Annotated in this window: 11 protein-coding genes and 1 tRNA gene; 9 read left to right on the plus strand and 3 right to left on the minus strand. The window is 60.9% G+C overall.

Translation table 11 applies throughout. The annotated features are described in order from the left end of the window. Positions 1 to 164: 164 nt before the first annotated feature. Positions 165 to 1,082, minus strand: coding sequence for a winged helix-turn-helix transcriptional regulator (locus AC1AYR_RS05430; RefSeq protein ID WP_476511777.1), 918 nt, complete (start codon positions 1,080 to 1,082; stop codon positions 165 to 167). Between AC1AYR_RS05430 and AC1AYR_RS05435 the strand changes: the two genes are divergently transcribed. From AC1AYR_RS05435 to AC1AYR_RS05445, 3 genes are all read left to right on the plus strand, one after another. After that, entirely contained in the window at positions 1,069 to 2,493 is a 1,425-nt protein-coding gene (locus tag AC1AYR_RS05435) for an MFS transporter (protein ID WP_476511776.1), read from the plus strand. The genes AC1AYR_RS05430 and AC1AYR_RS05435 overlap by 14 nt on opposite strands. Positions 2,494 to 3,234: 741 nt before the next feature. Beyond that, a complete protein-coding gene (locus tag AC1AYR_RS05440; protein WP_476511775.1) occupies positions 3,235 to 3,609 on the plus strand; it encodes a hypothetical protein in 375 nt (124 codons plus the stop codon). A 59-nt stretch (positions 3,610 to 3,668) separates the two neighbouring features. Continuing rightward, positions 3,669 to 3,983 carry a hypothetical protein gene (locus AC1AYR_RS05445; RefSeq protein ID WP_476511774.1) on the plus strand — a complete coding sequence of 105 codons (315 nt, stop codon included), beginning with the start codon at positions 3,669 to 3,671 and terminating at the stop codon, positions 3,981 to 3,983. Positions 3,984 to 4,559: 576 nt separating this feature from the next. On the opposite strand, the gene AC1AYR_RS05450 is transcribed toward AC1AYR_RS05445, so the two are convergent. Next, positions 4,560 to 4,644: transfer RNA gene (locus AC1AYR_RS05450), tRNA-Ser, on the minus strand. A 466-nt stretch (positions 4,645 to 5,110) separates the two neighbouring features. Between AC1AYR_RS05450 and AC1AYR_RS05455 the strand changes: the two genes are divergently transcribed. The 3 genes from AC1AYR_RS05455 (at position 5,111) to AC1AYR_RS05465 (ending at position 9,073) form a co-directional block, all read left to right on the plus strand. After that, complete coding sequence (locus AC1AYR_RS05455) at positions 5,111 to 6,097, plus strand: glycosyltransferase family 2 protein (protein WP_476511823.1); 987 nt, start codon at positions 5,111 to 5,113, stop codon at positions 6,095 to 6,097. Positions 6,098 to 7,069: 972 nt separating this feature from the next. Then, positions 7,070 to 7,945, plus strand: a complete 876-nt coding sequence (locus AC1AYR_RS05460; protein WP_476511773.1) for a DUF559 domain-containing protein — start codon at positions 7,070 to 7,072, stop codon at positions 7,943 to 7,945. 198 nt (positions 7,946 to 8,143) lie between these two features. Beyond that, entirely contained in the window at positions 8,144 to 9,073 is a 930-nt protein-coding gene (locus tag AC1AYR_RS05465; protein WP_476511822.1) for an AEC family transporter, read from the plus strand. A 104-nt stretch (positions 9,074 to 9,177) separates the two neighbouring features. Here the strand turns inward: AC1AYR_RS05465 and AC1AYR_RS05470 are convergent, their stop codons facing one another. After that, the gene (locus AC1AYR_RS05470; RefSeq protein ID WP_476511772.1) at positions 9,178 to 10,383 is read right to left on the minus strand and encodes an ATP-binding protein; all 1,206 of its coding nucleotides are present in this window, start codon (positions 10,381 to 10,383) and stop codon (positions 9,178 to 9,180) included. Positions 10,384 to 10,848: 465 nt separating this feature from the next. Here AC1AYR_RS05470 and AC1AYR_RS05475 point away from each other — a divergent pair, with 465 nt between their 5' ends. The 3 genes from AC1AYR_RS05475 (at position 10,849) to AC1AYR_RS05485 (ending at position 17,839) form a co-directional block, all read left to right on the plus strand. After that, positions 10,849 to 12,318: an ATP-binding protein gene (locus AC1AYR_RS05475; protein WP_476511771.1), complete on the plus strand. Its 1,470-nt coding sequence runs from the start codon at positions 10,849 to 10,851 to the stop codon at positions 12,316 to 12,318. Positions 12,319 to 13,014: 696 nt separating this feature from the next. Further along, a complete protein-coding gene (locus AC1AYR_RS05480) occupies positions 13,015 to 14,727 on the plus strand; it encodes an ATP-binding protein (protein WP_476511770.1) in 1,713 nt (570 codons plus the stop codon). A gap of 223 nt (positions 14,728 to 14,950) precedes the next feature. Next, complete coding sequence (locus AC1AYR_RS05485) at positions 14,951 to 17,839, plus strand: RICIN domain-containing protein (protein WP_476511769.1); 2,889 nt, start codon at positions 14,951 to 14,953, stop codon at positions 17,837 to 17,839. Positions 17,840 to 17,858 lie beyond the last annotated feature (19 nt).

The raw sequence follows: 17,858 nt of genomic DNA on the forward strand, positions 1-17,858 counted from the left end.
AGCCGAAATCCTTTGGAAAATAAGGGTTCCGGCGATGACGGAGGATACGAGACCCCAACCTTCATGGTGACTTAGACCTACTGTCGCTTGGGTTTGTGGGCTGTCATGCGTTTGCCGTGCCACCTCCGTTACCGGTCTACGGCGCGTCGTGACGGGGCTTCGCGTCATTCATGGGATGGTTGCGGCGGGGTGAGGATTCGCCATGTGCCGCGCCTGTCCGAGCCGGTGCGTTCGATCAGTTTGGCTTCCTGCATCGCCCGGAACGTGCGCCATACGGTGGTGTAGGACACGTCCAGCGCGATCGCCGCCTGACGGTACGTGATCGCCGGATTCTCGCGAAGCAGTTCCAGAAGACGCCACTCCCTTGGTACGATGCCGTTTACAGTTTCATTTACAGTTTCACTTGGGTCGTTTACCTGTTCATCGGGATCATGGTTCGGCGTATCGCGAGCAGGTAAATCGTCTTCGGCAGTGTTGCCCTCCACCCAGCGCACGGGGACGAACGCCTCGAACACGTCGCCGTCGTCCAGTACGGGGTCCTTGCCGGAGTAGGGCTTCGAGTACTTGTACAGGTTGCGCATGCCGCTGCCGAGCAGCATCAGGGCGGCCATCTTGCGTACGCGCGGCAGCAGGTCGAATCGGGAGTCGGATGGTTTCAGGTACCGGTACACGCGCTGTTCGCTGAAATGGTTCTGTTTGCGGATGTGCATCTGCGCGATCTGCGTCTCGCTAGTGATGCGGCGGTCGACATCGGCCACCCGGTCGTAGATCACGTGCTTGAAGCTGATGACGGCGGGGCCGGCCGGGGCCCATACGCGGATCACGAGTCTGCCGTCGTATTCGATGTGTTCGGTTGCAGTGGTGGGGAGGAGTCCCCTCCGTGCCGCCGGTCGCGCCCCGGAATTTTTCTCCAATCGACTTGGAGGTATTGCGTTCTGTGTAAACCATTGGTTTATACAGAGTAAATGAAAAGCACTTATAATCCGCTGTTTCAAACGAATCGCCGGGCATACCATGATGACTGCAACAACCAAATAGAAATAATCAATCGGTAAAGCATAGGTGAGAATGACAACAATCAACGAATCCGGGACCTTGGACTTCGTGCATGAGGAGGAGGTGCGTGGACTGCGTTTCGGACGTCTATTGCGTCGTACGGCCCGTCACAGCGCCGCGGTGACCACGTTCGCCACGTCTTTGGCGTTCTTCCTGACCGGTATGGACACGATGATCGTCAACGTGGCCCTGCCCACCATCACTGCCGAACTCGGCGGCGACATGGCCCTGCAGCAGTGGATGATCGACGGCTACACGCTGCTGTTCGCCTCGCTGCTGTTGCTTGCCGGGAGTCTTTCGGACAGGTTCGGCGCGAAGCGCATGTTCTTCTTCGGCACGGCGCTGTTCGGTGCGGCCTCACTGCTGAGCACCTTCGCATGGAGCATGCTGGTGCTCATCATCGGCCGCTGCGTGATGGGCGTGGCCGCCGCACTGATTCTGCCGGCGTCGATGGCCCTCATCAACGAGGCGAATCCCGATCCCCGTCGCCGTGCGTTCGCGCTGGGGCTGTGGGGCGCGGGCTCGGCGTCCGCCTCGGCGTTCGGCCCGTTGTTCGGCGGCCTGTTGACGCCGATTCACTGGAGTCTGATCTTCGCGGTGAACGTGCCGTTCTGCCTGATCGTGCTCGCGCTCGCGCCGAAGGTCGCGCCGTCGCCCACCCGCGCCATCTCGTTCGACTGGCTCGGCCAGACGCTGGCGTTGATCGGGCTGGCCGCATTGGTGGCGGGAGTCATCGAGATCGGCTCCCTGGGCTTCTCGTCCCCGGTGACGATCGCTCTGCTCGCGATCGGCGTCGTGGCGCTCGTGCTGTTCGTGGTCTCCCAAGCCAAGGTCGCGCATCCGATGGTGCCGTTGGGGCTGTTCCGCAACGACGGCATGCGCATCTCGCTGATCGTCGGATTCATCATGATCTTCAACTGGTTCGGCATGGTCTTCATCTCCACCCTGTTCCTGCAGAGCGAGCAGGGCATGAGCCCGTTCACCGCCGGACTGGTGTTCATCCCCTCGGCGGTGGTGATGGTGGTCACCAATGTGTTCAGTGGGCAGATCATCAATTCGATGGGAACCCGGTTCGCCGTGTCTTTCGGCCTGATCGCTATGGCGGTCGGATTCCTCGCCGCCGTGCTCGTTCCCGCACCGATGCCCGCATGGGTGATCGCCGTGGCGCTGAGCGTCGTCGGACTCGGCGGCGCTCTGGTCACGCCGGCGCTGTCCGGACTGGTGTTGGTGAGCGTGGACCAGAGGCAGGCGGGCATCGCCAGTGCGGTGTTCAACACGTTCCGTCAGGTCGGCGGCGCGATTGGAGTGGCGGTGTTCGGCGTGGTCGCCACCTTCATGCCCTCGCTGGACGGTTCGCTGAGGGCCGTGTTCGTCGCGGCCGCCGTCCTGCTCGCTTTTGCGTTCGTCTACGCCGTTCTGCGCTGGCGCGAACGCTGAGCCGAGTCGATGGTCACTATTCCTGACGGTGTAGCTGGATTCAGTTCACAAGGCTGCGGTGCCTGGGAAAACAGTGGCGAATACATCCCTGCATGTGTATAGATAACGCGAGAGCCGGCCCCCAAGATACTCGGGGCGTCCGGCTCTCACTTCCATTTCCCCAGCGGGGTTGGCTTACTGCGAAGTATACGCGAGTCTGGAATGGGAATTCCCGATGCTGCCATCGGACTGGTAGCAGGTGTCTGCGCACCTGTTGCAGATAGTTCTTCTTGAATGTGCGAGCCGAGCCGAAGAACCGTTCATCAGTCGCCGTCTGTTCATGGTTGTCGTACTTGCGGGCAGTCAATTCGATAGTGCAGATGAAGTCCGCCACTTGGACGAGTCGGTAATCAGTCGGCGAACCTTTCCAGAAAAGTCTCACACGATTCCGGAACCTGGGAACCCGACTTGGATAAGGACGTCGGAATCGTTGGCATTCCAATGATCATGCCCCGTCCCCCATGATGGCATACCGTAATCCCCGGGGGAACCTTGACGGATCACGAAGGAACGTCAGACTGCAGATCCTTCCATGTGGCCGCCCCTCCACCACGTCGTCCCTTATGTGGACCACACCGACGGTACAGGCTTCGAGTGCCTGATTCTCAAGCCGGCCACATTTTCCTACGATGGTTGCTAAGTATTGCAACACGAAGTACTATTCGAAATAGATTCCGATTGTTTTTCGTAAAGGGGGTTGTCATGGCATCCATCACCAGGGAGCGCGCCGACGCGCTGCGTGAGGCGGCGAATCCCGATTCCAAGGTGACGCTCACGGACCTCGGCCGGTCGAACGCATGGCGGCGCAGGTTGGACGACAACGGCGTGCTCCAGCTCATGGACCGTTCCGACACGGCCGGCTTCATCGTGTCCGTGGACGCGATGAACGACCTGCTGGACTCGCTCGACGCTTACGAGGACGAGCTGGAGACTCTTTCGGTGAGGGACATGTTCGTGGCCCGGCAGGCGCGCACCGACGTCGAGTCGGGGCGCGGGCTGATCGATGCCGCGCTCGCCAGCTTCGATGCCAGGGCCGACATGCTGATGGGCGTCGTCGCGAAGGGCGGGCCGCGGTGATCTCCCGAACCGTCATTCGTGACGCCGTCGTCATGATCTCCCGGGTCGGGGGGTTGTCCATGAACCCTGACGATCTGGTCGACGACGTCGTGCTCATGGCCCAGGCGTGGCCCGACGAGGAGGAGTTCATGCGGGCCACGCTCGCCGTATGCACGGCGATGGACGATCTCGTGTCGGGAAAGGTCGAGGGGACGCGGCTCAAATACGATCTGTCCGCATGGAGCTCGTTCCATTTCCAGCACCACCGTGCCCGCGGGGCCAAGGCCGACACCCGCATCGTCTACCGGCGGACAGAGCAGGGCATCGTCGTGAAGGGATTCGGCAACCGCCACAAGCCGCACATCTACCGCCGTCTGCTCGCGCAACGGATGTAGGGCTTCTCATGGAGGGACTGGTGGACATCACAACACTGGAAGCGGCCGCATCATCGCACGATGACCCGCCAGTGGCCGGCATGACGCCGCGTTCAATGGCGCCCAGAACGATGGCCGCGAGCGTGCATCCGTCATCGGCCATGAGCGCTGTCAGTGCGTGTCCGACGGCGTCCGCGGTGTCCGTCGACGGATGGCATGACGTTCGCCCCTGTTCCCGATACCGGGTTCGCCGGCTCCATCGGAGCCGGTTGGTTCACGGCGAGGAAGCCTGCGGCTGGGGCATCGTCCATGCATTGCGGAATCCCGCGGCTCCCCGCGGCGATGCGGGTCACGGCATGGGGGAATGGCGGATCTGCACAAATGTGATGGAATTGTGATGGCGTGAGTGCGCTCGGGCCGGTCGAAAAACGCTCACGTAGACGCTCACGTATGGCGAGCGGAACACGGGTCTGCATGGCGGTCCGTGGCGCGGTCCGGTCATGCGGCCAATGGTGTGAAAACGTTGGAATTTCGCGGTTTTTGCGGGTTTCGGGCATGAAAAAAGGATTCCGGCGAAACGCCGAAATCCTTACCGGGCGGAGGATACGAGATTCGAACTCGTGAGGCTGTTACACCAACACGCTTTCCAAGCGTGCGCCATAGACCACTAGGCGAATCCTCCATGTGTTTCCCTGAACTCCTGAACAAGCAAGCTCAGCACACAATTGAGAGAGCATAGCACTGTGCTTGTCCTTGTGTCCAATCAGCGGCTCTTCGGCGTGTCGCAACTGTCGTAGCTTGTCGTGCGCGTCGCCGTTGACGTGCGTCACTGTTCCTCACCGCTCTTTACTGGAGCCGCGGGAGCCTTCCCCATGCTCCAGCATAGGGGGCGAAGGTTAACGGGATGTGGTGAAGCGTCAATGCGTGGTGCAGTCCGCCCTGGCTGTGCGTTGGAGGTATCTGCGTTGGCATCCACGTGTTGGCATCCACATCGATATCCGCATCGGCGTTCGCCGGGTAGTGAGAGAATAAGGCGCATGACCGATGTGAAGACGACCACACAAGCCGTGAACGCCGCGAAGAACGCAAAGAGCGCCCAGAACGCCACGAGCGCCCAGAAAGATTCCAAGACCATCGACAAGCTCGCCATGGTCATCACCACCTACAAGCGCCAGAACCTGCTTGCCACCCTGTTCGAGTCGATCCTCGCGCTTGAGCAGGCGCCGTGGCGCGTCGTCGTCGTCGACAACGAGCACTCCGACGAGACCAAGTCCATGGTCGAGGACTTCTCTGCCAAAGTCACCGCCCAGTGGGGCAAGACCGTCGCCGACCGCGCCGGCAACCAGTCGCGCGTCGTCTACGCGCCGCAGGCCGAGAACCTCGGCGGCGCGGGCGGCTTCTCCGCCGGCGTGAAGAAGGCATATCAGCTCGGCGCGGAATGGTTCTGGGTGATGGACGACGACGTCGCCGTCCTGCCCGACGGCATCGCCAAGCTCGCCCCGTGGACCCGCCGCCACGAGGTCATCCAGGGCAGCCGCTTCGACTACGACGGCGGCCCGTTCTACTGGCAGTACGACTTCCGCATTGGCCTGGGCATTCCGAACCCGATCGCGCCGGCCGCGTTCGGCCGCGCCGGATTCCGCACGATGAATACGCTGTGCTTCGAAGGAGGCCTGTTCAACCGTCGCGTCGTCAAGGAGATCGGCCTGCCCGACCCGCGCTTCTTCATCTACTGGGACGACACGATCTATGGCTATCGCGCGAGCAAGGTCACCGCGCCGATCGTCGTGCCCGACGTCGTGCTGCGCCGCACGCGCGAAATCGGCAACTGGGACATCGCCGGCCTGCGCCAGCTCAACTCCACGTCCGACATGAACCGCTACCACATCATGCGCAACCGCGGCTACATGGCCCGCTACTTCATGGTGTACGGCGACTACCGCCCGTTCCTCTTCGGTTTGGGTACGATCGCCACCGCCGCGAAGGAGCTCATCCGCCTCGTCATGGTCGACCGCGAACATCTCAAGACCGGCATCGTCCAGATCGCCAAGGGCTGGTGGGATTCCCGCAAGCTCCTGCACGACAACGCCTGGCGTCCCATGCCGTGCCCGCTGCCCGACGTGCTCGACGACTGATTCGAGGGGGCGGAGCCGGTGTTCCGGGGTGATGCCCCCCCGGGACCGGCTCTGCGGCCGGCTTTTCGGTCAGGCGTTTCCGAGCGGTGTCCAGCGGCCTCCGGCGATTTGTTGAGTGGGTTTCAGAGACCGAAGGTGGTGCTTTGACAAAACGGCTGGGCTGGGCGGCCTTTCAGCGGTTCTCAGCGGCCCTAGGTCATCGCATCGGCCCGGGGTGTGACGGAATCTATAAGGGGGTTAGGGGTATTCCCTTGTGTCGGGCGAGGTGTCCTTCTGCGCTGGAAGCGCTGGCTTCCGCCAGTGCTGGCGCAATGTGGCGTGCTGGCGCGAGCTGATTACGGGGGTGGGAATTAAGGGGGTATATTGCAAGTGCAGCCGTGTCGGCCGTGCTTTGGGGGCTTATGCCAGCTATCGTCTCAGACTGGGCAGAATTAAGGGGGTATGCAAGGGGGTAAAGAAGGGAATGGGCGGATGTGTGGAATGGGAAACGATATGTGTGGAGTTGGCGGCATGATGTGCATGATTCGGAGGGCGATGTGTATGAGAAAACGCCACACCTGTAGGGTGTGGTAGCGAAGCGACCGCCATAGAGGGATTCCATGCCATGTGTTTTTGGCGGAATTGCAGCATTCTGGCCATGTGGCCATGCTCCGTCTGGAGGCGTCTTCCCAGCCGCACTCCGCAGGTTTACGCCTGTAGACTACAGGTTCCCGCCTGAACCATACAGAAGCACTCTCAGACCGTACAAGAATGGGCTTGAACCGTACAGGTGCGCCTCTCCCGCGTGTGTTCGCCTCCTCATGGGGCTCGCCGGGCGTCCCCGAGCTTCGGGCGATTCCTTCCCTTTGATGGCCCTGGCGGTTCCTCGACGCTCGCCCTCCTCATCGATGCTTATCCACCGCCTTATGAACATTCATCCACCGCATCCGATCCCGATTTCGCCTTCCCGTGCGCGCCATTTACCCTGAGGGCATGAACGCTGCAATGACGCCGGGCATAGCGATGAGGCAACTGGCATTGAATCGACTGGACGAGCTGCATAAGGCCGTAGAGCTCGCGGATAAGCACGAAATCGAATTCGAGTGCGGCCTGATTTCCGCGCTGCGTCTCCACGGCATCGAGCTGCCGTTGTTTCCGCGTGGAGCCATTGACTTGGAGAAACTGCACATCGTGGTGGGCGATCCGGCGAAACGGGTGCTCTGGAATGGGGCGAAATGCCATCTGCTGACCAACCCGTCGTTGTGTTCCCTTCCAAGGGACCATCGATCTGATTACTCGCCCACTCTCGTCGTGGATGGAGTGCGTGCCACGCACCCGCTTATCGTCTGGGCACAGATGGCTCGTCTGCTTGATGAGGAAGAGCTGACGGTGCTTGCTGATTCGATGATGCGCCGCAACCAGTCCGACCCGCATTTCACCCCGGATGATTTCCGTGCGATGCTCGAGGTTCTGCCGAAGCAGTTCAAGGGGCGGGCGAAATGCCGAAACGCCGTGAAGCGTATGCGCGAGAACACGGATTCCTCGATGGAGACTCGTATGCGGCTCAAGTTGGAGGGTGAACCGTTGCCGGAATTGCGCACGTTGGTGGTGAACCATCGCGTGCGAATCGATGAGGAGAAGGCGGTGGTGTATCTGGATATGGCATTGCCCGATCTGCGTATCGGCATCGAATATGCGGGCCGGCATCATGCCGGCCAGTGGAGCGACGACGTGTCCCGTCAATCCGCGCTCACCGCCGTGGGATGGGAGGTGCTGACCGCTCATAATGACACGTTGAAGAACCCCGGCCAGTGGAGCGAGTTCATGGTCCGTTTGACGGCTCTGGTAATGACCCAGCGTCAGCGTTAGCGTCAGCGTCAGCACCAGCCCCAGTGCTGACTGCCCCCGCTTCACCCCATCATCGGCAACCGCACCGTTACCCGGCCGAACGCCATGTGACCGCCGCGCCTCCACCAGCCTCGGAATGCTCCTATGGTGGCTTGCGTATTCATCCGTCACATGCAATCAGAGGTAGGGTAGGCCAAATCCATGCTGTCCGTGGTGTCCATGCTGTCCAAATCCGGCGCGCTGCTGCTCGCCATCATCGGCCCGTATGCGCTCAAGCATCTGCACGTGTTCGGCGAGCGCGACTACAAGGTGGCGCAGGGCCTCGTGTTCAACCTCACCCTGCCGTGCGCGATCATCCTCTCGTTCGCGACGAACAAGCATGACATGCGCATGCTGTGGATCGTCCTGTTCGGCTTCTTCGCCTGCGCGATCCCGCTGTTCGTGGTGTACGCGGGTTCGCGCGGCGACGAGCGCAACTACCGCGCGTTTCAGATGCTCAACGCGTCCGGCCTGAACCTGGGCGCGTTCTGCCTGCCTGTGGTGCAGACGTTCATGGGTGCGTCCGCGGGTCTGCCGGTGATCATGCTGGATATCGGCAATGCGACGGTCGCCACGGCGGGCTCGCTCACGATCACGCGCACGCTGCTGCACATGGACGGCAATTTCAAGAGCCTGCCGCTGAGCCTGCGTCTGCGTAATATCGCGCGTGATTTCCTCGGTTCGATCAGTTTCGACATCTACATGCTGATGCTCGTGTTCATGTTCCTGCATATCACGATTCCGCAGCCGATCGTCACGTTGATCACGCCGTTCGCGAATGCGAACGCGTTCTGCGCGATGGCGATGATCGGCCTGATGATGGAAATTCCGGACAACCGCAAGGACAAGGTCGAGCTCGCCAAGGTGATCGCCTGGCGCGCGTTGTTCGGCGTGCTGATCGCGCTCGCCGCCTGGTTCCTGCTACCGTTCGATATGCGCATCCGAGAGATCGTCGTGTTGGGCGCGTTCGCCCCGATCACGATTTTCTCGACGAAGTTCACGGATTCCCTGACGGGCAATGCGAAGCTCGCCGGCTTCTCCCTGACCGTCACCGCCGTGATCTCCCTCGTGGTGATGACCGCCCTCCACGCGGCGCTGCCGGGTGCGTAGGCCGGCAGCGCAGGCGCGTAGGCCGGCAGCACCGGGACGCTGCGCGGGCGCGTAGGCCGATAGTGCCACAGCACCGCACGGATGCGGCTCGGCCGGCGCGGGCTTTATTCCAGCAGCCAGTCGATGATGTTCACCTGTTTGATGCCGGCGTGGTCGCCGTCGCCGATGCGATCCATGGTGAGCAGTGTCTTGGGATGGTTGTCGTTGATGGCGCGCAACGGTCTGAGTTCCCTGTCGAGCGTGGATTCGTCCATCACGCTCAGTGAGACCTGGTAGTAGTGATCGCCTTGCGGGTCGGGCGTGTAGAAGTCCACTTCGGTGGAGCCCACCTTGCCGATGTGAACCGTGCTGTAGCGGCGCATAAGCTCGAGGTAGACGACGTTCTCGATGCGATGCCCGAGATCGCCGCCGGTCTTGCCTAGGAACCAGAAGCGGAATCCTGGGTCTCCCAGATAGTATTTTTCGAGGGTTTTCAAATAGGCTTTGCCTTTGATGTCGTATCTGTCGGCGCGGAACAGCAGGTAGTTCTCGCGCAAGGCGGCGATGTATTCGTTCACCGTGGTGGGGGAGATGCTCCGATGCGTTTGCTTCATGGCGTCGGCAATGCCTTTTACGGAGGTGATGTTGCCGGCGTTGTCCGCGAGGAACGAGGCCACTTCGTTGAAGGCGGCGGTGTCGGTGCGGGGGTGACGTTGGGCGATGTCTTTGACCAGGATGGTGTTGAACACGCCTCCTAGGTAGTCTGCGATGTCCTGATCGTGGTCAAGCGTGGATGCGTATGGCAGGCCTCCGTACAGCAGGTACCGGTTGAAGGACTGTTCGGCGGCTTCCGATGAAGGTCGTGTGCTGCGGTATTCCTTGAACGACAGGGGGAGCATGCGGAGTTCCACGTATCGGCCGGTGAGTCTCGTCGCCAGCTCGCTGGAGAGCAGATCGGCGTTCGAGCCGGTGAGGTAGAGGTCCACGTCGTCGCGTACGTAGAGCCCGTCGGCGGCGCGTTCGAATTCGTGCACGTGCTGGATTTCGTCGAGGAACACATAGTTCGTTGCGCCCGGTGTGATGCGCGAGACGATGTAGTCGTACAGTGGCTTGGCTTCAGTGGGGTATTCCTCGTCCAGTGCTTCGAAGTTGATGGCGATGATGCGTTCGGGGGATACTCCTTCGGCGAGGAGTCGGTCGCGGAACATGCGGAGTATGGTCGATTTGCCGCAGCGTCTCAGGCCGGTGACCACCTTGATGACGTCCTTGTCGCGCCACCGGTCCAACCAGGCCGTATATGTCGGTCGTTCGATTGTGGTTGTGGTTTTCATGGTCCGCCGTCCTCTCTGTTGCGTGGCCGATTGCGGTTGCCGCAGTAGTCAAACTACTGCCAAGTATGTGATAAGTATATCAAAATATAGGAAATTCTCTCAAATAAGTGAGAGAATTTCCCTCTTTGTGGTACTTGTGTCAACGTCCCCGCGCAATGCATTCATATGATGCTTGCGTTCAGGTTCCTGTTGCCGGGTGTATGCCCCGGCGTTTTATTTGCTTCGTAACTGCGTTTTCGACGCGTGAATCGCGGAAATCGTTGGAATTCCGCCAAAATTTTATTTGCCTGGTATTTGCTTCTGTATGTACAATCGGAGGGGAGATCAGGAGTTATGCCGCTCTTGCGCCGCTCTTGCGTCGCTTTGCATTGCCTGTGCGTGCTTGGTGCGTTCGGCGTGTGTGACGGCGTGTGTGACGGCGTGTGGTGCGTCTGATGCGAGTCGAATTGATGGGATGGTGCGGAGATGCCGGAAGATTATGTGGCGCTTGTCAGGCGCTTGACGCGGAACGCGACGGAGACTCAGACCATCGAATTCAAGGATTCAAATGCGCGGTTCGAGATGATCGGCAGAGATATCGCGGCCTTAGCCAATTCCGCCGTCGTTGAGGGGCAGGATTACGCGTACATGGTGTGGGGTGTGGAGGATTCCGGTCACGCCATCGTGGGGACGTCGTTCGACCCGTTGAAGGAGAAGCGTGGCAACCAGGAGCTGGAGATTTGGCTGCGTGTGAAATTGTCCGCCAATGCGGAGTTTCGTTTCATTCGTGTCGATGTGGATGATAAGCGCGTGGTCGTGCTGCGAATCTGGCCGGCCGTCGGCTATCCGGTCACGTTTGAGAACGTCGAGTACATTCGTTCCGGTACGGCTACACAGCCGTTGAAGAAGAACTCCCAGCGTGAGCAGCGACTGTGGGATTTGACGAGGACCGGTTTGTTCGAGGACCAGATCGCGCTGCGATGGTTGTCTCGTGATGAGGTGTTGTCCAAGTTGAATTGGGCTCGTTATTTCACTCAGACTGAGATTTCGCTTCCGGAGAGCGGTTCCGGCATCCTGCATTATCTTCTCGCCGATGGCATTGTGAAGGAACTGGATAGCGGACAGTATGCGGTCACGAATTTGGGAGCGTTGCTGTTCGCGGTCAGGATGGATGATTTCGAGACGGTTTCCCGTAAAGCCATTCGTACGATTCGGTATGCCGGCAGGGACCGTCTGGCGGCGACCCGATCGAAGACCTTCCCAGGCGGGTATGCGGATATCGACGCCATCATGGAGTATTTGCAGGCGTTGTTGCCTGAGCGTGAGGAGATTGACCGGGGACTGCGGGTGACGGTCAACGGGTATCCAGAGCTCGCCATTCGTGAATTGCTGGGCAATATGCTCATTCATCAGGATTTGACGGTTCGCGGCGGTGGCCCGCTGATCGAGATTTTCGACGATCGTGTGGAGTTCTCTAATCCGGGCGCGTCTCTCATTGAGGTGTCTCGTCTGGTCAACGATCCGCCGCAATCGAGGAACCCGAAATTGGCGAAGTTGGCTCGTCGTCTTCATATCTGCGAGGAGGCGGGGTCCGGTTGGGATAAGATCATCCGCTCCTGCGAACTCATGCAGCTTCCGGCTCCGGAGATTCAGGAGACCCGTGGGGATGCGCCGAGTATGCGGGTACGGTTGATGCAGAAGCGCTCATACCGGAATCTCACGTCGGAGGAACGTCTGCAGGCTTGTTACTGGCATGCCTGCGTGCAGTTCGCCAATGGAGAGACGCTGACGAATGCTTCGCTGCGTCGTCGATTCGGGTTGTCTGCGACTGCCAGTTCGCAGATGTCGCGGCTGATTGCGGCGGCGATTGCGGAGAATCTGATTCGTCCGGTCGATGCCGAGGCCGCGAACAAGAAGATGCAGTATGTGCCCGGATGGGTTGGCCAGCGCGGATAGTGCTCACCGGTATGCTCGACGTGCTCGGTATTTGACCGGTATGTACTCAGGATGCCCCGGCGTTTTATTTGCTTCGTAACTGCGTTTTCGATGCGTGAATCGCGGAAATCGCTGGAATTCCGCCAAAATTTTATTTGCCGGGTATTTGCTTCTGTTCGCCTCGGCGTGTGGTTTCGACGCACTGCCTGCCTTGACGCCACTGTCTGCCGCGACGCACTGCCTGCCTCGGCATACGGCCTACTCCCGGCGTACGGCCTACCCCTAGCGTGCGGCGCCGACGCGATCCACCCACTCGGCCGGCCCTACCTCGCTCCACTCTGCCTCGCCTTATCCGCCTTGCCCGTTAGACTGGGCTGCGGTTGAAACGTTGGGATTACGCCTGTTTGCGTAATGTCGTGCGTGATTTTCCGTGATTTTCTTGGTTCGGTCAATTTTGATATTTACATGTTGATGCTTGCGTTCAGGTTCCTGTTGCCGTTCGACATGCGTATTCGTGCCGCTTGTCATAATACCGGTTCTTGATGTCATGAGCTTATCATGATGCAATCATGATAAGCTCATCATAGAGTATTTATCTTCACGTTATCATGAGATTTCAGACGTGGGTTTGGGGTCGATTGGAGGCGACTGCTTGGATCCATGTGGTCGCAACAAATAGGACAAATAAGACAAATGAGCTGATCAAGGGGGATGATGATGTGGACGAACGACGATATCGCCGAGGTGCTGGAACATCTACGCGTCCAAGGCAACGATGACGCCCGTTTCGAGGCGAAATCCTGTGCGCGGACCATCGGCACCAGCGTGTGGGAGAGTGTGAGCGCGTTCGCCAACACCAAGGGCGGCGTGCTGTTGTTGGGAATCAGCGAGGATGGTGATTTCTCGCCTGTTCCGGGATTCGACGCCAACCATATCGCATCGCAGTTCATGGATGGTATGGGAGATGGCAATCCGCAAGGAGCACGGTTGACGAATCCTCCGGAGTATGACGTTTCCCGATGCGAGCAGAACGGCTTGTCGTTCCTGGTCATCGACATCCATGAAAACGGCATTCAGCACAAACCCTGCTATCTTACGGCGAGAGGGCCGCAAACCGGTGGGTACCGCCGTATGGACGACAAGGATTTGAGATTGTCGCCAACCGAAGTGTTCGAAATGACCCATGCCCTGACGCCCAGTTCCGCGGATCGCATGGTTGTCCCTGAAGCCGACGTCTCCGATCTGAATGCCGAGGCGGTGGACAGGGTGCTTGCCGAGCATCGTAATTCCAAGGCGCTGCGCGGGACTGATACTCGTCTTGAGCGCATGACCAGATTGAATATGGTGAACAAGGTTGGCGAGGTGCGTCTTGCGGGACTGTTGGCCGCCGGACAGTACCCGCAGCAGTACTATCCCAAGCTGATCATCGACGTCGTCGCACATCCGGGTGTCGAGAAATCGGCGGTTGAGGGTCCGCGTTTCGTGGATCGTGTGCAATGCGACGGCAATATGCCGGAAGCAATCGAACAGGCGGTGGAGGCCATCGCCAAAAACCTGCGGGCTCCCACGTTCGTCGTGGGGGTCGGAGCCCGTACCGATAGCGAGATTCCAAAGGAGGTGCTGCGCGAGGTCGTCGCCAATGCAGTGGTTCACAGGGAATATGATGCGCAATTCCTCGGAGAATCCGTGACCGTGGACATCTACCCCGATCGGGTGGAGGTGTCGAATCCTGGCGGATTATGGGGTGGGGTCACACTGGCCACGATCGGCAGCGGCGTGTCGTGCTGCCGCAATGCGACGTTGATGCAGCTGCTTCATCAGATACCGTATGACGATGCGAATGATGTGACCGTGGAAGGCGGTGGCTCCGGCATTCCTCTGGTGATTCGCGAGATGAAATCCCATGCACTGGGGGAACCTGTGTTCCGCGCGACTCCCGATCGGTTCACGGTCGTTCTTGGACGCTACGGCGTGGAGCAGCAGGAGAACCGTGACTGGCTTGATCATGTGGGTGTCCCCTTGACTCGTCATGAACGTATGGCGTTGCTCTTGTTGAAGAGGCATGGCGATATGACGGTCCCGCAGTTGCATGTCGCGCTGTATCTGGATTCCGACGACATCAGGGTGATTCTGCATAGATTGGTTCAAGCGGGGCTGGCCGATGAAATCGGTCCTGATCGGTACGCACTAGCGGAGAAGGTTGATGGTGGGGAGCCGAGTGGAGTCCGTAAGGGGCTTACGGCATCGGAATCCGCGATACTGTCCGTATTGTCGGCGGATACGCCGCTTGATGTCCACGAAATCGGCCGTCGCTCGGGGAGAGGCCTTCCTACGACGCGTAAGGCGTTGAGCCGGCTCGTCGAACGTGGAGTCGTTCTCGCCACTGCGCCGCCGCGCAGCAGAAACAGGAAGTACCTTCTCACAAGATAGGATGATGCCGTCGCCGGAATGTGCGGCGGAGTTCCGCTGATTTTGGCCGCTCCACTCTGCCTCGCCTTATCCGCCTTGCCCGTTAGACTGGGCTGCGGTTGAAAACGTTGGGATTACGCCTGTTCGCGCCTGCCTGTTCCCGCGTGCGAGAGTCCGGTTTGCTCGCTGGAACGCGCGGTGATATGCGGCGGTACGCGGATGCGGGCGCGTCAAGGAGTTACGCATGGTGGAAAAGAAGCGGTTCGACAGGTCCGGTTCCGGTGCGAAAGGTGCGGGTTCCGGTGCGGTGAGCATGTTGCGTGCGTTGCGTGCGTTGCGTGCGCGTGCAACGGCATCCGGCGCGGGACGCGGTGTGACTGCGGCAGTGGCGTCCGTCGCGGCGATGGCGATGTTGGGCGCGGTGTGTGTCGCTCCGGCCAGCGCGCTCGCGGACGTGAACGCCGACGCGGATGCGTCCGGCGTCCGGTCCGCGGCCTCCGTGACGGCCTCCGCGGCCTCCGCGGCTTCCACGACGCACCCGGTCGCGAACGGTGTGACGGTCGCCGATGAGACGGCTGCCACCGCGATGCCGGACAATCCGAATGCCGAGCTGCCGGACAAGGTGTCCGCCGAGATCTCCGATGACGCGACGGTGGTGTCCGAGCAATATGCGGCTACGCCGGAAGGCGAGTTGAAGGACATCGAGACGGGCGAGACGGTCACCGATCCGAAGATCGTGGGCACGGAGAGCAAGCAGCCCGATCCGTTGGCGAAGACGGATGGCGAGTCGTTCATTCCGGTGAGCGCCGCGGATGTGAAGGAGAAGGTCGCCGCGAACGGCGGTGACGTGAACGCCGGTGCCACGAATGGTGCGAATGATGCGGATGGTACCGGCAATGCGGATGCCGGCGCGTCCGGCGACGCCGATGGCGACGCGACGCAGCAGCAGGATGATTCCGTCTCGCAGCAGTCCACCGCCCCGTCCGCGCAGCGCCGGAGCGGTGCTGCCGGCTCCCGCGCGTCGGTGCAGCTCGCTGCGTTGCAGAACAACGAGTATGGCGCGCATTGGGGCACGTACAACGGCACGCAGGCGTTCTTCGATGCGCGCAACAACCTGTTCGCCCAGCAGGCGAAGGGCGTGATCGACGTGTCCGCGTGGCAGAACACGATTGACTGGCAGGCGGTGAAGAACGCGGGCGTCGAGGGCGCGATCATCCGTCTGAGCTACGGCTGGGGCAATGGCTTCGACGCGCAGGCGCGCCGCAACATCTCCGAGTGCAAGCGTCTGGGGATTCCGTTCGGCGTGTACATTTTCTCGTATGCGGAGAGCGCTGCGGACGGCGCGTCCGAGGGCGCGGATGTGGTGAACCTGCTGCGCCAGGCGGGCGTGAATCCGGGCGACCTGAGCTACCCGGTGTTCTACGATCTGGAGAGCTGGACGTACACGGGGCATAAGAGCCCGACGAGCCCGAGCGTGTACGAGGGCATGGTGAACGCCTGGTATGCGAAGCTGCAGGCCGCCGGCTACAACAATCTGAGCGTCTACTCGTACACAAGCTACCTGAACACGGCATTGAACAGTGCGAGCATCCACGCGAAGACCCGCTGGGTCGCCCAGTACGGCGCCAGGATGCAGTACACCGCGTGGCCGTCCAACGATCGCGGCTGGCAGTACACCAGCTCCGGTACCATCAACGGCATCAGCGGCCAGGTCGACCTCAACGTGTTCGGGTACAGGACCTATAAGGCCGCCATGGACGTGCGTTTGCTGGACACGATCGCCGTGCCGAACGGCACGTACTACATCAACTCCGCGAAGAGGAACTCGGCCGGCGTCGACATCGCCGGCGGCGGCACCGCGAACGGCGTGAGGACGCAGCTGTACGGCGCCAACGGGAGCAAAGCCCAGCGGTTCACGTTCACGAGGCAGTCCGACGGCAGCTACGTCGTCAGGAACGTCGGCTCCGGCAAGGCGCTTGACGTGTCGGGCGGCAACGCCGGTCTCAACGCGACCGTCCAGCAGTATGACGCGAACGGCACCGCGGCGCAGCGCTGGTTCATCCGCGATTCCGGCGCCGGCTGGTACCTGCAGTCCGCGCTCGGCAACTGGGTGCTCGACATCGCCGGCGGCAACACCGCGAACGGTACCGTCGTCGCGCTGTACGAGCCGAACGGTTCCGACGCGCAGAAGTTCTCGCTCGCGTCCGTGTCCGCCTCCACGCGCGTGCCCACCGGCACGTCCGTCCGTCTGCGTTCCGTGAGGAACACGACGTATGTCATCGACATGACCGGCGGTTCCACGGCCAACAATGCGAAGGCCCAACTGTACGCGTGGAACGGTACGGCCGCGCAGATCCACCGGTTCACGGCGATCGGCAACGGCGTGTACGAGATCAGGAACGCGAATTCCGGCAAGGCGTTGGAGACGGCCGGCGGCCGTACCGGCAACGCCGTGGCCATTCAGCAGTATGCGTCCAACGGCACCGCGGCGCAGCACTGGTCCGTGATCGACGTGAACGGCAAGCTCACGTTCCTCAGCGCCAAATCGGCGAAGGCCATCGACGTTCCCGGCGGCAACGCCGTCTCCCAGGCGAAGCTCCAGACGTACACCTACAACGGCACCGTCGCCCAGCAATGGCTGTTGGACAAGCAGAAGACCGCGCGTGAGCGTCTTGATGCGGCGGCGGCCGCGAACAAGGATGTTCTGGCGAACGGTACGTATGTGTTCGCCGCGGAGGCGAAGACGGGCCGTGTGTTGGATGTGTCCGGTGGGTCGAGGGCGAATGGCGCGAATGTGCAGTTGTATGCGTCGAACGGTACGGTCGCGCAGCGTTGGAGGGTGTCGCGTGATGCGAAGGGTTATGTGACGTTGACGAATGTGGGTTCGGGTAAGGTGTTGGACGTGTCCGGCGGTAGTACGTCGAGTGGTGCGAATATCCAGCAGTATGCGTCGAATGGTACGTGGGCGCAGAAGTGGATTGCGGTGCGGAATGCGAACGGCAGTGTGACGTTGCGTTCGGCGGCCGTGGAGGGCATGGTGGTGGATGTTTCGGGCGGCAGCACGGCGAATGGTGCGAACGTGCAGCTGTACGCGTCCAACGGCACCGCAGCACAGCAATGGGTGGTGAAGTAGTGGCGGTGCGGCAGGTGCC

The sequence above is a fragment of the Bifidobacterium sp. LH_417 genome, assembly GCF_056357035.1.